The following is a 17,600-nucleotide window of genomic DNA, read 5'->3' as shown; positions in this document are numbered from 1 at the left end:
CCATCCATACCCTCTATAATATTAATAAGGAGACTTACTATGATATTCGTAACAAAAGCTACAATTTCAGATCTACCCATGCTCACCAAAATAGACAGCAAGATCATTGGCAATGAAAGCCGCAAATCGAAGATTGAAAAATATATCAAGCATGAGCAGTGTTACGTAGCATCGCATAATGGAACGTTTGTAGGATTTGCTTGCTGCGATACCACCTTTTTCGAATGCTGTTTTATTCAGCTGGTCATTGTGGATCCTGAGTTCAGACGCCTAGGCATAGCCAAAACACTCCTTAGCTACATCGAGGAACAATGCCCCACCCCCAAGCTTTTCACCTCCACCAATGAATCCAATACGATCATGCAGCAACTATGTCTTTCTCAAGGGTTTGTTAAAAGCGGAGTCATTGAGAATTTAGATGATGGCGATCCGGAATGGGTATATTTTAAAAAAATTAGATGAGTATACATGTTTAGTTACACATAACAAGCAAAAAGGCAGCTCTTCTGTCTAAAACGACCAAGAGATGCCTTTTTATTTTACACTATTTATTCTGATGTCCAAATGACTGTAGGCATTTAGGCAGTAACGTAACCAGCGTTATTCCTCTTCCTTTATCATCTGTTCGTGTATTTGAGCACTGTATTGCATAAAAGCAGGGTTACTATCCAAGCCGCGTTCACGCAATAACTCCTGTAGACGCAGTCTTTTCATAGACAGTTTTGACCGCAAAGCCTTGCCCTCACTGGTTTCTGCACTTCCGCTATTATGACAAGCCGCTAGCAATCCTTCCAACGTAACACATTCAGCTCGCAGAGAGATTTCCTCAGGCACCAGTCCGGAGTTCTTCATGATTTTAAAAGACATCCGCAATTCTTCCGGCACACCCGATAAATCCTCGAGCTCCAGCGGCTTGCCATGCCCAGGTAAATCTCGAAATTCCCCGTTACGCATAGACTCCTGAATCCGCTGCTCAGCTAACCAAGACATTATCCCCATATACGCAGCCTCCTTCACCAATGCCACACTATTAACTACCCTGCCTAAGCAAAAGTAGATTTTACGGAATTGCGTTAATTTTAGCATAAAAGACTTAGGATTTGCATCAAGGTGCCGGAATGCTTTCTCAGATCTTTCTTATGCTGTTAACTATAGGGGTGGCGAGCTATTTACTCAAATGTCCCTTTCCCCTCGTCGTACAGTTGAATAGTTCGGACTCTGTAATATCGTACACAATGCATATTCTAAGCCCATAACCGCAATGTCAGCATACAATTGCCATCGTGAAATGTTTGGACCCAGGAGCTCTTGCTCGTATACTACATCCTTTATTACACATTCATTACCTCTTCGTCGCATAGATCGTTCGGACTCAGCAGCTCTTGCTCGTATACTACATCCTTTGCATCTTCATTACATCTTCATTACATCTTCATTACATCTTCGGCGCCATAGATCGTTCGGACCCAGCAGCCCTTATTTTACTAATTTAGTCCATTTCGCTGTACTATCGGGCTCAGTTGCACCTATTCGCTCAAACACACCCTACTTTTGTTCAAAATCGCGGCAATAAGCGCTATGCGGTCCGATACTTCTAATAAACACACCAAAAACTCCAAATAGCTGCAATACAGTCCGATACATTAGCGAATCCACGCCTCCGCAAATCGTTCGGGCTCAGTAGCTCTTGCTCGTATACTACATCCTTTGCATCTTCATTACATCTTCATTACATCTTCGGCGCCATAGATCGTTCGGACCCAGCAGCCCTTATTTTACTAATTCAGGCTTATTCCCTCTGCTATCGGACACAGTTGCAGCTATTCGCTCAAACACACCCTACTTTTCTTTAAAATCGCAGCAATAAGCGCTATGCGGTCCGATACTTCTAATAAACACATCAAAAACGCCAAATAGCTGCAATACAGTCCGCAACGCCGATGCATCCTCGCCACCGTAGATGCTACTGTTTACTTCCGCCATTCATCATTCACTTATCCCTCTCTTCACTCCCTTTTCCCCGTCATGCGTACTTATCACCTTCATCACTCCATTTTCACCCTCATCACGCACTTATCCCTATCTTCAATCCCTTTTCCCCGCCAACACTAACTCCGCGCCGTACGCAAATCGAGCTTGTGGACTTGCTTGTGACCTTATTTCTCCCGCTATTTTATTGCCCTCTATTCCCTATAAGTTACGCTTCAGCCACACAGCCGGATCGTGCAATTCACACAGGCGATTGCTATACTCTTTCTAATGAGCCTCAACTCAATAAAAAAAGGACTACCGCAGTAGTCCAAAGGAGAAATATAAATGTTAGCTAACATCCAAAAAGAAGATCAACATTATGTCGCTCGTTTCGAACGCCAGTTAAAGCATTCCGCAACTGAGATTTGGTCCTATTTGACCGAAAATGAGAAGCTTGCCTTATGGTTCTCTGAATTAAAAATCGAGGACCTGCGTGAAGGCGGACTTATAAAGTTTGATATGCAGAACGGAACGTTTGTGGATATGGAAATTACCGCGCTGCAGCATCAATCTATTTTTGAGTTTACATGGGCTGAGGATCTTGTTCGTTTTGAGTTATACCCTAATTCAGAAGGCTGTTTACTCGTCTTGAACGAAACACTACAAACGCTTACCCCGCATACCCCACGTGATCTCGCTGGCTGGCATGTTTGTCTAGAAGTGATCCAGCATCTTTTGGAAGGCACGACGCTGGAGTCACGGAAAGACGAATGGAATAAATGGTACGAGCAATACCGGGAAGCGATCTCGAAATTAGGATAACAAGGACTCCGCGCCGTCAATCACGATTTGCGCACCTGTAATATGGATAGATTCATCCGAAGCCAGAAAAGCAACGAGATCAGCGACATTATCCGGCTTGCCCGGTCCATCTGCCAAGGGTTGCGCTCCATCAGGAAATTCAATCGGAATGACGATTGCTTCTACATCCTCGCTCATTTCAGTGGTTTCATCTATATTCGTAGCAATAGCCCCAGGGCAGATCACATTCACACGAATCTTAAACTTAGCAAGCTCGAGAGCTGCCATTTTGGCAAAAGCCACCTGTCCAGCTTTGGTAGTGCTATAAGTAGACCACCCAAAGCTGGCAAATCTAGTGTTCCCATTAATGGAACTAGTAATAATAATGCTGCCCTTCCCTTTATCTTTCAGATGAGGAATAGTATATTTTAGAGTCAAAAAAGTCCCCGTCAAGTTCACCGACATCGTACGCTCCCAGTCGCTCAAGCTTAGTTCTTCTATCGGGCCCACAGCGCCATTAATTCCCGCGTTAGCGAATACTACATCCACGCCTCCGAATTGTTCCACCGTACAACGTACGGCTTCCTCCATCTTTTTCTCATCCGAAGTATCTACCTCTATGGCCAGCGCACAATCTTTTCGAAGCTTATTAAGCTTTTCTGCCAAGGAAGAGGTTCTTTCAAGATTTAAATCGAACAATGCTACATTTGCACCTTCCCGCGCCAGCTTAATAGCGGTGGCACGGCCAATTCCCGAGCCCGCTCCGGTTATAATCGCTGTTTTTCCAATAAATCTTTGTTTCTTAGATATGTTTGGGCTCATATGTAATCTCTCCTCTAATGTCTGTAAGATAAGTACTATGGATCAAGATTACCCAAATAAACCTGTAATGGAATCATCTCGTTCATAAATCTTCAGAATTTAGGCACGCCGCACAAAAAAATCTCCCCATTCGATAAGATGAGCGGAGAGTTTGTTTCGAATATTTAGAGTATTTAAAATATTTTGATTGTTTCGATGTTCGATGTTTCGATTATTTCAGTTCAGTTATCCAGCTTGCGTACGTCCACTTTTACAGTTAGTGTGCCTGCTCCACCGCGATATACCCCTTTTACAGGTACTATATCTTTATAATCCCGTCCATGACCCAGCTTGATATAACGCCAGTTCACTTCAACATTATTCGTCGGATCAAAACCAAGCCAGCCCGTACCCGGAATATGGGTCTCCACCCAAGCATGTGAAGCCTGCTCGAAATTAGCATTGCTGCTCTGTAGATCACCGACAAAATGATATCCACTAACATATCTTGAAGGCAGACCCACACTGCGGCAGACAGCGATCATAAGATGAGCATAATCCTGACAGACACCTCGCTTAAGCTTCAGGGCTTTTTTTACCGTTGTATTTACGCTTGTTGCCTCAGGATCATAGGTGAACTGTTCATAAATCGTCGAAGATAACTTCAGAATCCATTCATACATATCCTCAGCTTCACTAAAAGGGTACTGGGAGGCGAACTCCACTAATTCAGGAGTCACCTCGGTATAACGGGTCGGCAAAATAAACTCAATATAACGGTTCTGAAACTTTTCATCATTTAATAGTTTAACTTGCTCTTCAAGGCTGGTTCGCGGAAGATCGGTACCCTGGGCTTTATCCAGCGTTACTACAGTAGCTTTCGTATGGATTACCATTTCCGTATGTGGCTTATTAACCGAATAGGCATGCACCCGATTACCGAAGAAATCCTCATACGTTAATAGATTAGCTGCCGGAGATACTTCAACCTCATGGTGATAACAGGATTGCCGATAGTTGGTGCGTGGGGTAAGCCTGATTTCATTGACACTGTCCGTAACCGGTTCTGGATAACTGTATGTGGTGGTGTGATTGATTTGAATCTTCATACAGATACTCCTTCTCGCCGAAAAAAGGCGCCCTCCATCGTTTTGCCCAGTCTTTGGCATGATATTACAAGTGATTGCAGCACATCTTCCACCAGCTCACCGGACATTTCCTCTTTCTCCATATAATCCAGCTCTGCTTTCAGCTTTCCTGCTTGACGGATGACCTTCTCATGACCTGAGCCTTTTTCTGAGGAATCTAATTCAAGCCTAGCTAAATGTTCTTCCAGCTGGTGAAAAGAAAAGCGGATCGAACGTGGAAATTTGGGATTTGCGATCAAAAAATCTAAAATGCTCTCCGGTGACATAGCATCTGCATAATAACGGCGAAACGCCTGATAACCACTTACCGATTTCAGCACAGCCTGTAACTGAATATAAATTGCATTAAGCTCTTTAAAACGGCAAGAGGCAATAACTGCCTGCAAAATACGCGTCGTATTCTCTGCCCGTTCCAGAAAACGGCCGCTCTCTATAAAATGCCATTCATTTCCCCTAAGCATTACGGATTGTTCTGCTCCTAGAAACATAGCCGCACGTTCCTTCACCTGCTGGTAGAAATGATGTGGACCACTCATAATATCAGCGACTGACCGCTCCCCAAGCCATAGATTAAAGCTGTTGACGATATCCCATAGCTCACTTGGAAGATGCTGACGCAGTGTGCGAAGATTATTTCTAGCATGATGTACGCAAGAGAATAATGAATTCGAATTGCCCAAATCGAGTGTAATAAAGGATAACACGTCCTGTTCAGAAAAGGTTTCGAACTGCTGCAAATATTCACTTCGAACTCCTAATGCATCGATAAGCCTCGACCATTTATGTCCTTCTTCCTGAAAATCCTCTTCCTGCTGGATATGATAATGTACATTGATTAGCCGCGCATGATTCTCTGCCCTTTCAATATATCGGCCGATCCAGAATAAAGCCTCCGCATTTCGATTCAGCATCTTTAGCCACTCCTTTATCCTCCAAATTGATGCTGCATATTTTTGATTCACAATCAAGGCTTACAAGATAATAGATCAAGCCATAACCCAAGTATCCTTTACGCCACCGCCTTGCGAGGAATTCACAACCAGTGAACCTTCTTTCATAGCCACTCGTGTTAATCCACCAGGTATGACATGTGGCTTCCGGTCTGCGCCCATTAATACAAAAGCCCGAAGATCGATATGCCGGGGTGCCATAGTGCCTCCCGACAATACGGGTGCTCTGGACAAGGACATAATTGGCTGTGCCACATAACGGTCCGGATCGGCAATAATTTTCATTCGGAACTCCGCTAATTCTTCTTTGGTCGCCTCACTTCCGATCAACATCCCATATCCTCCGGATAATGAGGTTTCTTTAACAACCATTTCGGATAGGTTCTCAAGAACATACAGGCGTTCATCAGGTCTGGACAACAAATACGTCGGCACATTACCAAGGATCGGCTCTTCATTCAGATAATAACGAATCATATCCGGTACATAGACATACATCGCTTTATCATCTGCAACACCGGTTCCCGGAGCATTAGCAATCGCTATGTTACCTGCCCTATATGCATTCATAAGTCCTGCCACACCCAGTAAAGAATCAGGTTGAAAGGCCAGCGGATCAATGTAATCATCATCCAACCGACGATACAGCACATCCACGCGACGCAGTCCGTTCATTTCTTTCAAATATATTTTGTGATCCTTTGTTACCAAATCTCGTCCTTCGACCAAATGTATACCCATCTGCTGTGCCAAAAAAGCATGTTCATAATATGCAGAATTGTATTCTCCAGGCGTTAGGAGTGCTATAACCGGATCTGACCTTCTTGAAGGAGATAGACTACGAAGCACGGATAAGAAGCGATTTAAGCTATGATCTACATCTCGGATGGAGCTGGCAAAGGACAATTCAGGAAACAATTGATTCATAAGCGTTCTGCCTTTAAAAAGATAGGAAAAGCCGGAGGGTGTTCGCAGGTTGTCTTCAAGTACATAATAATGCCCATCGTGGTGGCGGATCAGATCGATTCCTGAGGTGGTGATATAAGCTCCACCGGGCACTCGCAGACCTGACATTTCTGGCCGGAAATAACAGTTGGAAATAATCATACGCCTAGGGACGATGCCATCTTTAACAATGTATTGCTCATGGTAAATGTCATGAATGAATAAATTCAAAGCTGTGATACGCTGAATAATTCCAGCTTCTAGCCTCTCCCACTCATTCTTAGGGATAATACGTGGAATCATATCGAAGGGGATCGTTCGCTCCATAGGATGATCCTGAGCCGGGTTGTAAAGCGTAAAGGTAATTCCTTCTTCCATCATCCTACGCTGCATTAAATTTTGCTTCCCTTGCAGCTCTTCGGAGCTCATTCCGGAAAACATGCGATTCACATGTCTGTAGTGCGGCCGGACATTCCTCTTATCAGCATACATTTCATCGAAAAAATGCTGTAATGGATACGGAGACAGACCTGGCAGAGGATCTAATTTGGACATGAGCCCGACTCCTTTCGATAGATGTAATCTTTGTTAACAACTTATACTTTCATTTCAGAAAACATCCATGGAAATATTGGTTTATATTCTCATAATACGTAAATCCACTCGTTCATGTCAACATATATAACAGAGAAATGTGATTCCGGAGATATTTGTATTTTTTGGAATCGCTTCCTTTCTCTCTTATATAGGTTGCCGGAGATGAAATGTAGATTCATCATTGAATTGTATGCAGGAAGTGTGACAAGCATTACTGTTATGAATTTTTCATATAATGTATTTTTTATATAGTTGCCTGAGGATGTGGATTCATTGAGTATGGTATAATTTGTTGCGATGGGAGAGTGACCTATGGAGCACAAATATACTATGTCAATTGAGCAGGAAGAGACTAGGCGGAATCACATTTATCTGTTATTTGGCCTGTCTGAAGCGGGATCAATGAAGGTAGCCCTTAGTCATCTGGGTTGTCGTCATTTAATACGAGTACTTTCATTTAATGAGACGTTCTCTGCTGGACCGTTGCGTGGATTACATAATAATGAAGGCTATCATACCCGTGAGTTATGGTTTCAGGAACGATTTCCGGATCAGGGTTATCATTTAAATCCCCAGCATAAACTGGCAGCCATGATTCAGACCTTAAAAGAAATTCCCGAGGACAAAAAAATCACTATTTGGTGCGGAGATAACTCCCATGATCAGACAGGTTTACGATTTGCACTTTCTATTCTTAGTGAGAGGACGCAACCTATTCATGTTATTGATTCAGTCAAGGCTTATAGGGAGATTGCCGCTTCATTTGAAATCGGCTTATATCCCAGAGCACTTAGTCAGCTCCCAAATGAAGTTCTGCAAAAAATTATAGAAATTACCGAAAACACATCCCCTATCACCTCCGCTCAAAGAAAACAGTATGAACTAGAATGGCAAAAAATCAGCAACACCGAGGATATGCTTAGAGTTTGGGCTGATGGCCAGCTTATGAATGTTCCCGAGAGTTACTATGACGAAGAAATTCTTTCTTTAATTCTGCAATTTCAACTGTATGAGGATCGAGATGGCTACGTAAATGCAGGTCTAGTTGTAGGCACAATTATAGGGCAATGGAATTTGTATCTCAGTACCTCATTCATAGAATATCGCTTCTGGAGGCTAATTAGTGAGGGAAAGCTGTTATTTAAAGGGATCCCTTACGCGATGCATTTATACTTTCTAAAAGTCGCTTAGCAGTTGCTACAAAATGACGGACAAACCCTTTATAAAAAAGAAAAGGAATGCCCTCCTAACTAAATATAGCTTCGAGGGCATTCCTTGTAAATATGACTTCTTTATGATTATATTGTGCTGTTGATTACACTTGCTCTTCCGATTCTTCTAACTCTTCTTCCTCGGCAATTAATCCGGCAAAAAGAGCATGTACGAACTGCTGCGAATCAAATGGCTGCAAGTCTTCCATTTTTTCTCCAAGACCTACAAACTTCACCGGCAAATTCATTTCCTGACGAATCGCTACAACGATTCCGCCTTTAGCCGTACCGTCCAGCTTCGTCAAAACCAAGCCAGTGACGCCACTCTTTTCACCAAATAACTTGGCTTGCGTAAGTGCATTTTGACCCGTCGTAGCATCTAGCACCATCAGTACCTCATGTGGAGCACTTGGGATTTCTCTTTGAATGACGCGGAAGATTTTGTTGAGCTCTTCCATCAGATTGCTTTTATTCTGCAGTCTGCCAGCAGTATCGCAGATTAAGATATCCACATTGCGCTGTTTAGCCGCTTGCACCGCATCGTACATTACAGCCGCCGGGTCAGAGCCTGCTTGTTGTTTAATAACATCTACGCCTGCGCGTTGGCCCCAAACCTCAAGCTGCTCAATCGCTCCAGCACGGAACGTATCCCCTGCAGCCAAAAGAACTTTTTTACCTTCTTGTTTGTAACGATGAGCCAGCTTGCCGATGGTAGTCGTCTTGCCCACGCCATTAACCCCAACGAACAAAATAACTGTAATTCCATTCGGATTTTCCTTCAGGCTGTTATCATCATCTCCGCGCAGCAGCTCCATAAGCTTACGGGACAAAATCGGCTTCAGCTCGGCAGCATCTTCAATCCGATTTTGCTTCACTTCGGCACGCAAATCCTCGACAAGGGTCATAACAGTGTTTACACCCACGTCTGCACCAATCAAAATCTCTTCCAGCTCTTCGTAGAACTCTTCATCTATCTTTTTGCGGCGGATGATAAGGTCGGAGACCTTCTCTACAAAACCTTTACGGGTTTTCTCTAATCCGTCGCGGAATTGTTTCGTTACACTTTCCGTTTTGCCGGAAATGCTTTCTTTTAATTTTCTAAAAAAGCTCATTTGGTTCCTCCTAAAAGTTTCTCTTCTTGATGAATTTAAGCAATCTCAGCTTCTTCATCCTCTAAACGTACTGAGACGAGCTTGGAGACGCCGCCCTCTTCCATCGTTACTCCGTATAACACGTCCGCCTCTTCCATCGTTCCTTTGCGGTGCGTAACGACGATGAACTGAGTTTGTTCAGAGAACTCGCGTAAATACTGTGCAAAACGAACAACGTTCGCTTCATCGAGCGCAGCCTCGACCTCATCCAATACGCAGAACGGAACTGGCTTCACTTGCAAAATAGCAAACAATAACGCCATCGCAGTTAGAGCGCGTTCACCGCCAGATAAAAGCTGCAGATTTTGCAATTTTTTACCCGGTGGTTGGGCTACGATATCTATACCTGTTTCCAGCATATGTTCCGGATCCAGAAGCATGAGATCCGCTCGCCCGCCGCCGAACAGCTTTGAGAACACGGTCCCGAACTGTTTGCGGATCGCATCAAAGGTCTGTTTGAAACGTTTGGACATTTCATCTTCCATCTCGCGGATTACTTGATACAAGGTAGTCTTAGCTTCGACTAGATCATCTTTTTGTCCACTGAGGAACGTATACCGTTCATGGACCCGCTGATATTCTTCGATCGCCCCTAAGTTAACCTCTCCTAGCGCAGAAATACTGCGCTTCAAACGCTGTACATCGGCTTGTGCGGCAGGTACATCTTCAGGCACTGGATATCTCTGTTTTGCTAATTCATAACTTAGCTCGTAGTCATCACTCAGCTTGCGGAGAATATTATCCAGCTCCACATCGAGTCGACCGACAGAAACTTCAGTGGCACGCAGCTTGTCCTCGACTACTTTAAGAGCCTGACGTTGATCTTTAGTCTTGCCTTCCTCTAGTTCCAGCTTACGGGTTAACGCTGTACGCTCAGCACGCGCAAAATCCAAAGTTCCAGTCGTCTCTTCCTTCTTCAAGCGGTAACTGTTCAAATCTTCCTTCTGCTTCACAGCTTCCAAAGCATTGTTAGCCAGATCCTGTTCAATCGTATGTAACAGATTTCGATTCTGGCGCAGCTCCTTGTCCTGTGAACCCACATCTTGTCTTAGGCGACGTAACTGCTCCTCCAGGGAGAATATCTCCTGATCGAGCTTGCCTTCCGAGACTTTCATACTGGTCAACTTGCCTTGCAGCTCTTCCTTAGCTGATTCATTCGCTTTACGCGCTGATTCAGCGTTACGGATACCTTCATGGGCTTCCTTTTCTTCCTTTTCAAGGCGTTCAAGCTCAGCAGTGGCTTGCTTCCGCGTCTCTTCAAGCGCACGTACTTCATTCTCAAAGCCGCTGCGTTCCGCACCTGTGCTCTCCACTTGCTCCTGCACATGCCGAAGCTCATGCTCGAGCTGCTTCAAATCACCGGAGACTCTTTGCTCTTCCAGTCTTTTCTCATCGCCATCACGGCGCAGGTCCTCCAGCTTCACGCTAGCGTTCTCCTGCTCCTCACGAAGTCTGGCAATGCCTTGCTTCAGCTTCACTATTTGACGTTCGCTTTCTTCAATCTCACTGCTTAATTGATCCAGCTGACGTTTACGGCTAAGCAAGCTATTATTCTTCTTATGCTGGCTACCCCCGGTCATCGAACCGCCGGCATTAACTACATCGCCTTCCAGGGTAACTACCCGATAACGATATTGACATCTAGCGGCGATACGGTTTGCTTGCTCCAAGCTCTCCGCAATAACCACATTGCCGAGCAAACTGCCAATAATGCTAGTATATTTATCATCGTAACCAACAAGTTCGGAACCAATTCCAACAAATCCGTCAGCATCACCCACCATACCACGGTCACTGCCAGAAATCTGGCGCGGCCGGATAACATCTAGCGGAAGAAAGGTAGCTCGTCCCAGCTGACGTTGCTTTAGAAATGATATCGCTTGGCGGGACACAGTCTCATTATCCATGACCACATGCTGAAGTGATGCGCCTAGAGCAGTCTCAATCGCCATTTCCAGCTTCTCCGGAACAGAGATCAGCTCCGCAACCGCACCATGCACACCGTTGAGCTGTCCTTTGCGCGCACCCTTGAGCACTTCTTTAACCCCAAGCATGAAGCCGTCGAAATCATCCTGCATCTCTTTCATGGTCTCATGACGAGAGACTTGCGCTTCCCGCTTCTGTTCCCATTTCCGAAGACCGGACTGTGTTTCTTCGATCAGCTTCTGACGTTTACTGAGCTGCTCACTTTCAGTGATATAAGCCCCGCGAAGATTGCTAAGCTCCTTCCCCAGCTGGGCAATCTTGTCCTTCAGCCCTTTCTGGTTGGCAGACAACTCTTCATGCCGGGCTGTCCATTTGCCGCTTTCTTCTTCACTGCGGCTCATACGACGTTCCAGATTCTCCTTTTGCTGATCCGCGTAACGAATTTCGTTACGTGCATTCGCCATAAGGTTCATTAGCTCCAAAAGAGCACTTTTGAGCTTTTCTTCCTGGCTCTGGCTAATCCCGTCTGCCACACCTTCAAGCCTTGTCTCTTCATCTTCGATCTGTTTCCGAAGATCCACAAGCTTAAGCCGCGATTGCTCAAGCTTAAGCTCCAGATCCACGACTTCACGCTGACGATCTGCAGAACGCTCGCCAACCGAACCTAACGTGAGCATTAACTGCTCACGATTACTTTCCAGATTACGTTTGCGTTCCCTCAGCACTTCACCGTAACCTTCGCTCTTCTCAAATGCTTCGCTATAACGCAGCAATTGCTCTTGCTGCTTCTCGATCTGTGCTTCGATTGTGCGCAGTTCAGAGCGCCCGCTCTCCAGCTTGGCATCATGAGCCGAAACCACAGTAGACAGCTCCAGCTGCTCGTCCTTCAACGTTTCAAGCTTAGCGTTACCTTCCTGCCAAGCGGTATGAATGCCTTCAATCTGGTGTACGTATACTGAAATTTCCTGATGTTTTAATTGTTCGCGAAGTTCCTTAAAGCGGATAGCTTTCTCGGACTGATCCTTAAGTGGCCCAATCTGATCCTCAAGCTCACTGATCAAATCATGAATACGAAGCAGGTTCTGCTCGGTATCATCCAGCTTTCGACTTGCGTCTTTCTTGCGCGATTTATATTTTACAATACCTGATGCTTCTTCAAAGATGCCTCGCCGATCTTCGGAACGAGTACTTAGAATCTCTTCAATCCTACCCTGCCCGATAATCGAATAGGCTTCACGTCCGATACCGGTATCCATAAACAGCTCTGTGATATCCTTCAGACGGCAGGATTGCTTATTAATTAAATATTCACTATCTCCACTGCGGTGGACTCTCCGAGTCACTGTAACTTCGCTGAAATCCAGCGGAAGTGTGTGATCTTCATTATCAAGCGTAAGTGATACTTCGCCATAATTCACGGCTTTACGCGCATCACTTCCAGCAAAAATGATATCCTCCATCTTGCCGCCACGCAGTGATTTAGCACTCTGTTCGCCGAGTACCCAGCGTATGCCGTCAGAAATATTGCTTTTGCCGCTTCCGTTCGGGCCAACTACAGCCGTTATACCGCGCACAAACTCCATTTCTGTTTTGTCGGCAAATGATTTAAAACCAGCTAATTCTATCCGTTTCAAAAACATACTTGCCAATCACCTCTGACCCATTATACCATAGCGTTTGTACCCTAAAAAACCATTAAGATGTACCTTATCCTTTGTAACGCGGAACATATAAGTTCTTATATTGTCGAAAAAGAGCAGCAACGGTCTGAGCTCCGCCTAAACGCCGGTATTCAGACCTTTGCTGCTCTCCTCCGCTTGTCCCCTTGATGCAAAACTCAGGCACCGTCCTCTTTCAGATGCAAAAGTGCTGCTGCTGCAGCCTGCTGCTCTGCTTCCTTCTTGGACCGGCCGCTTCCTTTACCAAGTGAACGGTTAGCCATATACACCTCTGAGACGAATTCACGCTCATGTGCAGGTCCCCGTTCTTCTATAATTCGATATTCCAATGTACCCATATTGTGCTGCTGAATTAGCTCTTGCAGTTCCGTCTTATAATCGGTCATCTGCATTTGCAATTTCCCATCCGTCTCCACGAGAGGAAATACGTGATTATCAAGAAAACTCCGCACTGTTTCCAGTCCTTGGTCGAGATAAAGCGCTCCCACGAAGGATTCGAATACATCAGCCAGCAGGGCCGGGCGAGTACGTCCGCCCGTAAGTTCTTCCCCTTTGCCCAATAGTACATAACGGCCAAAACCTAAACTCTCCGCAAACTTGACCAGTGAAGGCTCGCATACAATAGCGGCCCGCAGCTTGGTCAACTCTCCCTCAGGTCGGTCTGGCAATAGATTGTACAAATATTCAGAAACCGTTAACTCCAGAACTGCATCCCCAAGAAATTCGAGACGCTCATTGTCCTGATGCTGATTGAAACGGTGTTCATTCACATAGGATGCATGGGTAAAGGCCTGCTTCAGAAGCACAGAATCGTGAAATTGGATTTGAAGTTGCTGTTGTAACTGCTTCAGTTCTCCTTTCACCGCACTGTCCCCTTACTAATTATATTTTTTTAGAATAACTGTTGCGTTATGTCCCCCGAAGCCGAACGAATTCGACATTACAATATCAAGATCAGCTTTACGTGGCACATTTGGTACATAATCCAGATCACATTCCGGGTCTTGGTTGTCCAAATTAATCGTTGGCGCAATCATCCCTTTTTGCAAAGAAAGGCCACAGATAATAGCTTCTACTCCACCAGCAGCACCCAGAAGGTGACCTGTCATGGATTTCGTCGAACTAATTGCCACTTTATAGGCATGGTCACCCAATGCTTTTTTAACAGCAGCAGTTTCTGATCTATCTCCTACAGGCGTTGAAGTACCATGAGCATTGATGTAATCAATATCTTCAGGAGAGATACCAGCATCCCGGATTGCCATCTTCATGCAGCGAGCTGCACCATCTGGATCAGGCTCAGTCATATGATGAGCATCTGCGCTTAGACCATAACCGATAACCTCAGCATAGATCTTCGCTCCACGTTTCTCAGCATGTTCGAGTGATTCCAGAATAAGAATCCCGGCACCTTCACCCATAACAAAACCATCGCGATCCACATCAAACGGACGACTTGCCTTCTCAGGCTCATCATTGCGAGTGGACATTGCTCTCATTGCACAAAAACCAGCCATACCTGTTGGACGAATGGTCGCTTCGGAACCCCCACAGATCATTGCATCTGCGTCTCCACGTTGAATCAAGCGGAAGGATTCCCCAATGGAGTGACTTCCTGTAGCACAAGCAGTTACTGTCGTCGTATTAGGACCCTTTGCACCAAGGTTAATGGACAACTGCCCAGAACCCATGTTAGCGATCATCATCGGAATGAAGAACGGACTAACCCGCTTCGGTCCTTTTTCAAGCAACAAGTTATGATTGTCTTCCCAAGTTCCAAGACCACCAATACCTGATCCTACAGATACACCTATTCTTTCGGCATCAATATCTTCACCGATCTTAAGTCCGCTATCTCGCAATGCATCCTCACCGGCAGCCACTGCAAATTGTACAAAACGGTCCATTTTGCGGGCTTCCTTACGACCAAAAAGTGCCTCTGGATCGAAATCTTTAACAGAGGATGCTATTTGCGTAGTATACTCACTGACATCAAAGGTCTCAACCTGTGATACACCGGATTTGCCGCTCATAAGATTATCCCAGAACGTCTCCAAATCTTTGCCCAATGATGTAACTACGCCCATCCCAGTAACAACCACTCTATGACTCAAACACAATCACCCCATCTATAGGTTGTATACATTATATTCAGAACTTATATACTTTCTGTTGCTACTATATGAACAGCGATAACCGCATCAATAACCAACCTGCGGTTCTGTTATATCCCTTATTTAGTTGCTCAAGGCAACCTTTGATTCATCTTTAATGCTCTATAAATGAGGAGAAGTCCCGCCCTAGCAGGAACGGGACTCTCAATCATATGACTCTAGGTATGAGATTGTATGTACTTCACAACTTCACCCACGGTCGTAATCGTCTCTGCATCTTCATCAGAGATTTCCATATCGAATTCATCTTCCAATTCCATAACCAATTCTACTACATCAAGAGAATCAGCACCTAAATCATCTTTGAAAGACGCTTCTAATGTTACCTCAGCTTCATCGGCACCTAAGCGGTCGATGACAATGCGTTTTACACGCTCTAATACATCGGACATCCGGTTCACCTCCTCTTTTGGTATTATACGAGATATGAGTTCAAAATACCATAGAGCGTCAAAAACGCTTTCTTTATCCCTCACATTTCAGCATTAAAACAGTGTAATTTCTCCTTGACGGAGAGTTACATATACATCCCGCCATCCACGTGTAGTGTCTGGCCGGTCATATACGCAGCGCCTTCAGAGGCCAGGAAGACTACAGCCATAGCAATCTCTTCAGGACGCCCCAGACGAGCAAGTGGAATGCCCTTCTCAAGCTCACTGCGCACTTCCTCAGAGAGCTCACGCGTCATATCTGTATCAATGAAGCCCGGAGCGATACAGTTCACCGTGATCCCCCGTGAGGAAAGCTCACGAGCCGATGCCTTCGTTAAACCGATGACACCTGCCTTAGCTGCGGAGTAATTAGCTTGTCCAGGATTTCCTGTTACACCTACTACGGAAGAAATATTGATAATTCGCCCGTAGCGTTGCTTCATCATAGGGCGTGTAGCTGCCTTTAGGCAGTTAAACACCCCTTTTAGATTCGTTTCGATCACTTGATCGAACTCTTCTTCTTTCATGCGCATAATCAGGTTGTCTCTGGTAATGCCGGCATTATTGACAACAATGTCAATACGTCCCCAGGTATTCAGAACCTCTTTGACAAGGTTCTCGGCCTGTTCACTATTGCCGACATCGCCACGAAGGGCAATACCCTCCGAGCCAAGCTCGACAATCCGAGCTACGGTCTCTTGTGCGGCTGCTTCACTGCCCGCATAGTTCACGGCCACCTTCACGCCATGTTCCGCGAGAGCAAGTGCAATACTGCGGCCGATGCCGCGAGAACCACCAGTTACAAGGGCCGTTTGACCCCGCAATGCTGAGAACATCATTTATTCCCCTTTCGATCATATTGCTATTGATAAACAATGTTTGAACGTATCTTACAAGACAGCTTGCACACTTTCAAGTGTGTTAATGTTGATTACTTTGACCGTTTTGTCTATTTTGCGGATCAGACCTGCCAGAACACTGCCAGAACCAATTTCCACAAAAGTATCCACACCATCAGCAATCAGCCATTCAATACTGTCTTGCCAGAGCACAGGGGAGTACACCTGGCGAACAAGCAGTTCACGGATTTCTTCAGGATCCATTACAGGTGCTGCGGTAACATTGACAATAACAGGTACAGCCGGAGCATTAAAAGTAACACTCTTCAGCTCGTCTGCCAAGCGGTCTGCCGCAGCCTTCATCATCGAAGAGTGAAAAGGTCCACTTACTTCCAGCGGAATAGCCCGCTTTCCGCCTGCTTCCTTAACACGCTGCACAACACCGTTAACCCCGGCTTGTGAACCAGAAACAACAATCTGTCCCGGGCAGTTCACATTCGCCAGTTCTACCACGCCGCTCTCCTCGGATACGCTCCGGCATAATTCTGCCAGAGCATCCCGCTCCGCACCAAGCACTGCAGCCATAGCTCCCTGTCCACCTGGAACAGCTTCCTCCATAAAACGACCGCGTAAACGCACGAGTCTTACAGCATCTTCATAGGACAATACGCCTGCCGCAACCAGTGCGCTGTATTCTCCTAGGCTATGACCAGCTACATAATCCGGCTTCATCCCTTGATCACGTAATGCTTCCAGATAAGCCACGCTTGCTGTTAGCAGAGCCGGTTGCGTATTTACGGTCTGTTTCAAATCACTGTCAGGTCCTTCAAAAATCAGCTGGCTCAGTGGAAATCCGAGCACCTCATCACCTTTTTCGAATACCGCGCGGCTGTGCGGAAGAGCTTCATATACATCTCTACCCATTCCAACTGCCTGTGCACCCTGACCGGGAAAGACAAATGCGATTTTACTCATA

Annotated in this window: 16 protein-coding genes; 3 read left to right on the top strand and 13 right to left on the bottom strand. The window is 45.4% G+C overall.

Annotation, left to right across the window (positions count from 1 at the left end; all coding sequences use genetic code 11):
* Positions 1 to 39 precede the first annotated feature (39 nt).
* Positions 40 to 462, top strand: coding sequence for a GNAT family N-acetyltransferase (locus NST40_RS13460; RefSeq protein ID WP_342410794.1), 423 nt, complete (start codon positions 40 to 42; stop codon positions 460 to 462).
* Between the two features lie 138 nt (positions 463 to 600).
* On the opposite strand, the gene NST40_RS13455 is transcribed toward NST40_RS13460, so the two are convergent.
* Positions 601 to 999 (bottom strand): DnaJ family domain-containing protein, encoded by a 399-nt coding sequence (locus NST40_RS13455; protein ID WP_342410793.1) that lies wholly within the window; start codon positions 997 to 999, stop codon positions 601 to 603.
* 840 nt (positions 1,000 to 1,839) lie between these two features.
* A complete protein-coding gene (locus tag NST40_RS13450) occupies positions 1,840 to 1,983 on the bottom strand; it encodes a hypothetical protein (RefSeq protein ID WP_339173866.1) in 144 nt (47 codons plus the stop codon).
* Positions 1,984 to 2,316: 333 nt separating this feature from the next.
* Here NST40_RS13450 and NST40_RS13445 point away from each other — a divergent pair, with 333 nt between their 5' ends.
* On the top strand, positions 2,317 to 2,793 hold the full coding sequence (locus tag NST40_RS13445; protein ID WP_340394178.1) for an SRPBCC family protein: 477 nt from the start codon (positions 2,317 to 2,319) through the stop codon (positions 2,791 to 2,793).
* On the opposite strand, the gene NST40_RS13440 is transcribed toward NST40_RS13445, so the two are convergent.
* The 4 genes from NST40_RS13440 to NST40_RS13425 all read right to left on the bottom strand — a co-directional run bounded on the left by NST40_RS13440 (position 2,785) and on the right by NST40_RS13425 (position 7,171).
* Positions 2,785 to 3,594 carry an SDR family NAD(P)-dependent oxidoreductase gene (locus NST40_RS13440; protein WP_036686506.1) on the bottom strand — a complete coding sequence of 270 codons (810 nt, stop codon included), beginning with the start codon at positions 3,592 to 3,594 and terminating at the stop codon, positions 2,785 to 2,787. The genes NST40_RS13445 and NST40_RS13440 overlap by 9 nt on opposite strands.
* Positions 3,595 to 3,815: 221 nt before the next feature.
* Positions 3,816 to 4,682, bottom strand: a complete 867-nt coding sequence (locus tag NST40_RS13435; RefSeq protein WP_076126126.1) for a transglutaminase family protein — start codon at positions 4,680 to 4,682, stop codon at positions 3,816 to 3,818.
* On the bottom strand, positions 4,679 to 5,632 hold the full coding sequence (locus NST40_RS13430; protein ID WP_076104260.1) for an alpha-E domain-containing protein: 954 nt from the start codon (positions 5,630 to 5,632) through the stop codon (positions 4,679 to 4,681). The genes NST40_RS13435 and NST40_RS13430 overlap by 4 nt, the downstream gene beginning before the upstream one ends.
* A gap of 75 nt (positions 5,633 to 5,707) precedes the next feature.
* Entirely contained in the window at positions 5,708 to 7,171 is a 1,464-nt protein-coding gene (locus NST40_RS13425) for a circularly permuted type 2 ATP-grasp protein (RefSeq protein ID WP_036686502.1), read from the bottom strand.
* A 354-nt stretch (positions 7,172 to 7,525) separates the two neighbouring features.
* Here NST40_RS13425 and NST40_RS13420 point away from each other — a divergent pair, with 354 nt between their 5' ends.
* Positions 7,526 to 8,404: a DUF1835 domain-containing protein gene (locus NST40_RS13420; RefSeq protein WP_342410792.1), complete on the top strand. Its 879-nt coding sequence runs from the start codon at positions 7,526 to 7,528 to the stop codon at positions 8,402 to 8,404.
* Between the two features lie 124 nt (positions 8,405 to 8,528).
* Here NST40_RS13420 and ftsY read toward each other — a convergent pair whose 3' ends face one another.
* From ftsY to fabD, 7 genes are all read right to left on the bottom strand, one after another.
* The gene (ftsY, locus tag NST40_RS13415; protein WP_076183732.1) at positions 8,529 to 9,536 is read right to left on the bottom strand and encodes a signal recognition particle-docking protein FtsY; all 1,008 of its coding nucleotides are present in this window, start codon (positions 9,534 to 9,536) and stop codon (positions 8,529 to 8,531) included.
* A 35-nt stretch (positions 9,537 to 9,571) separates the two neighbouring features.
* The gene (smc, locus tag NST40_RS13410; RefSeq protein WP_076126122.1) at positions 9,572 to 13,141 is read right to left on the bottom strand and encodes a chromosome segregation protein SMC; all 3,570 of its coding nucleotides are present in this window, start codon (positions 13,139 to 13,141) and stop codon (positions 9,572 to 9,574) included.
* Positions 13,142 to 13,338: 197 nt separating this feature from the next.
* Positions 13,339 to 14,043, bottom strand: a complete 705-nt coding sequence (rnc, locus tag NST40_RS13405) for a ribonuclease III (RefSeq protein ID WP_038570606.1) — start codon at positions 14,041 to 14,043, stop codon at positions 13,339 to 13,341.
* Positions 14,044 to 14,058: 15 nt separating this feature from the next.
* A complete protein-coding gene (gene fabF, locus NST40_RS13400; RefSeq protein WP_076101782.1) occupies positions 14,059 to 15,294 on the bottom strand; it encodes a beta-ketoacyl-ACP synthase II in 1,236 nt (411 codons plus the stop codon).
* A gap of 218 nt (positions 15,295 to 15,512) precedes the next feature.
* On the bottom strand, positions 15,513 to 15,746 hold the full coding sequence (locus tag NST40_RS13395) for an acyl carrier protein (protein ID WP_036686493.1): 234 nt from the start codon (positions 15,744 to 15,746) through the stop codon (positions 15,513 to 15,515).
* A 125-nt stretch (positions 15,747 to 15,871) separates the two neighbouring features.
* Entirely contained in the window at positions 15,872 to 16,621 is a 750-nt protein-coding gene (fabG, locus tag NST40_RS13390; RefSeq protein ID WP_036686492.1) for a 3-oxoacyl-[acyl-carrier-protein] reductase, read from the bottom strand.
* A gap of 54 nt (positions 16,622 to 16,675) precedes the next feature.
* Positions 16,676 to 17,599 (bottom strand): ACP S-malonyltransferase, encoded by a 924-nt coding sequence (gene fabD / locus NST40_RS13385; protein WP_339173847.1) that lies wholly within the window; start codon positions 17,597 to 17,599, stop codon positions 16,676 to 16,678.
* Between the last annotated feature and the right edge of the window lies 1 nt (position 17,600).

Origin of the sequence: Paenibacillus sp. FSL R10-2778 (genome assembly GCF_038593035.1) — a bacterium.
GTDB lineage: Bacteria > Bacillota > Bacilli > Paenibacillales > Paenibacillaceae > Paenibacillus_AQ > Paenibacillus_AQ odorifer.
The sequence above is the reverse complement of the archived record's forward strand: the minus strand, read 5'-3'. Positions and strand labels throughout refer to the sequence as shown.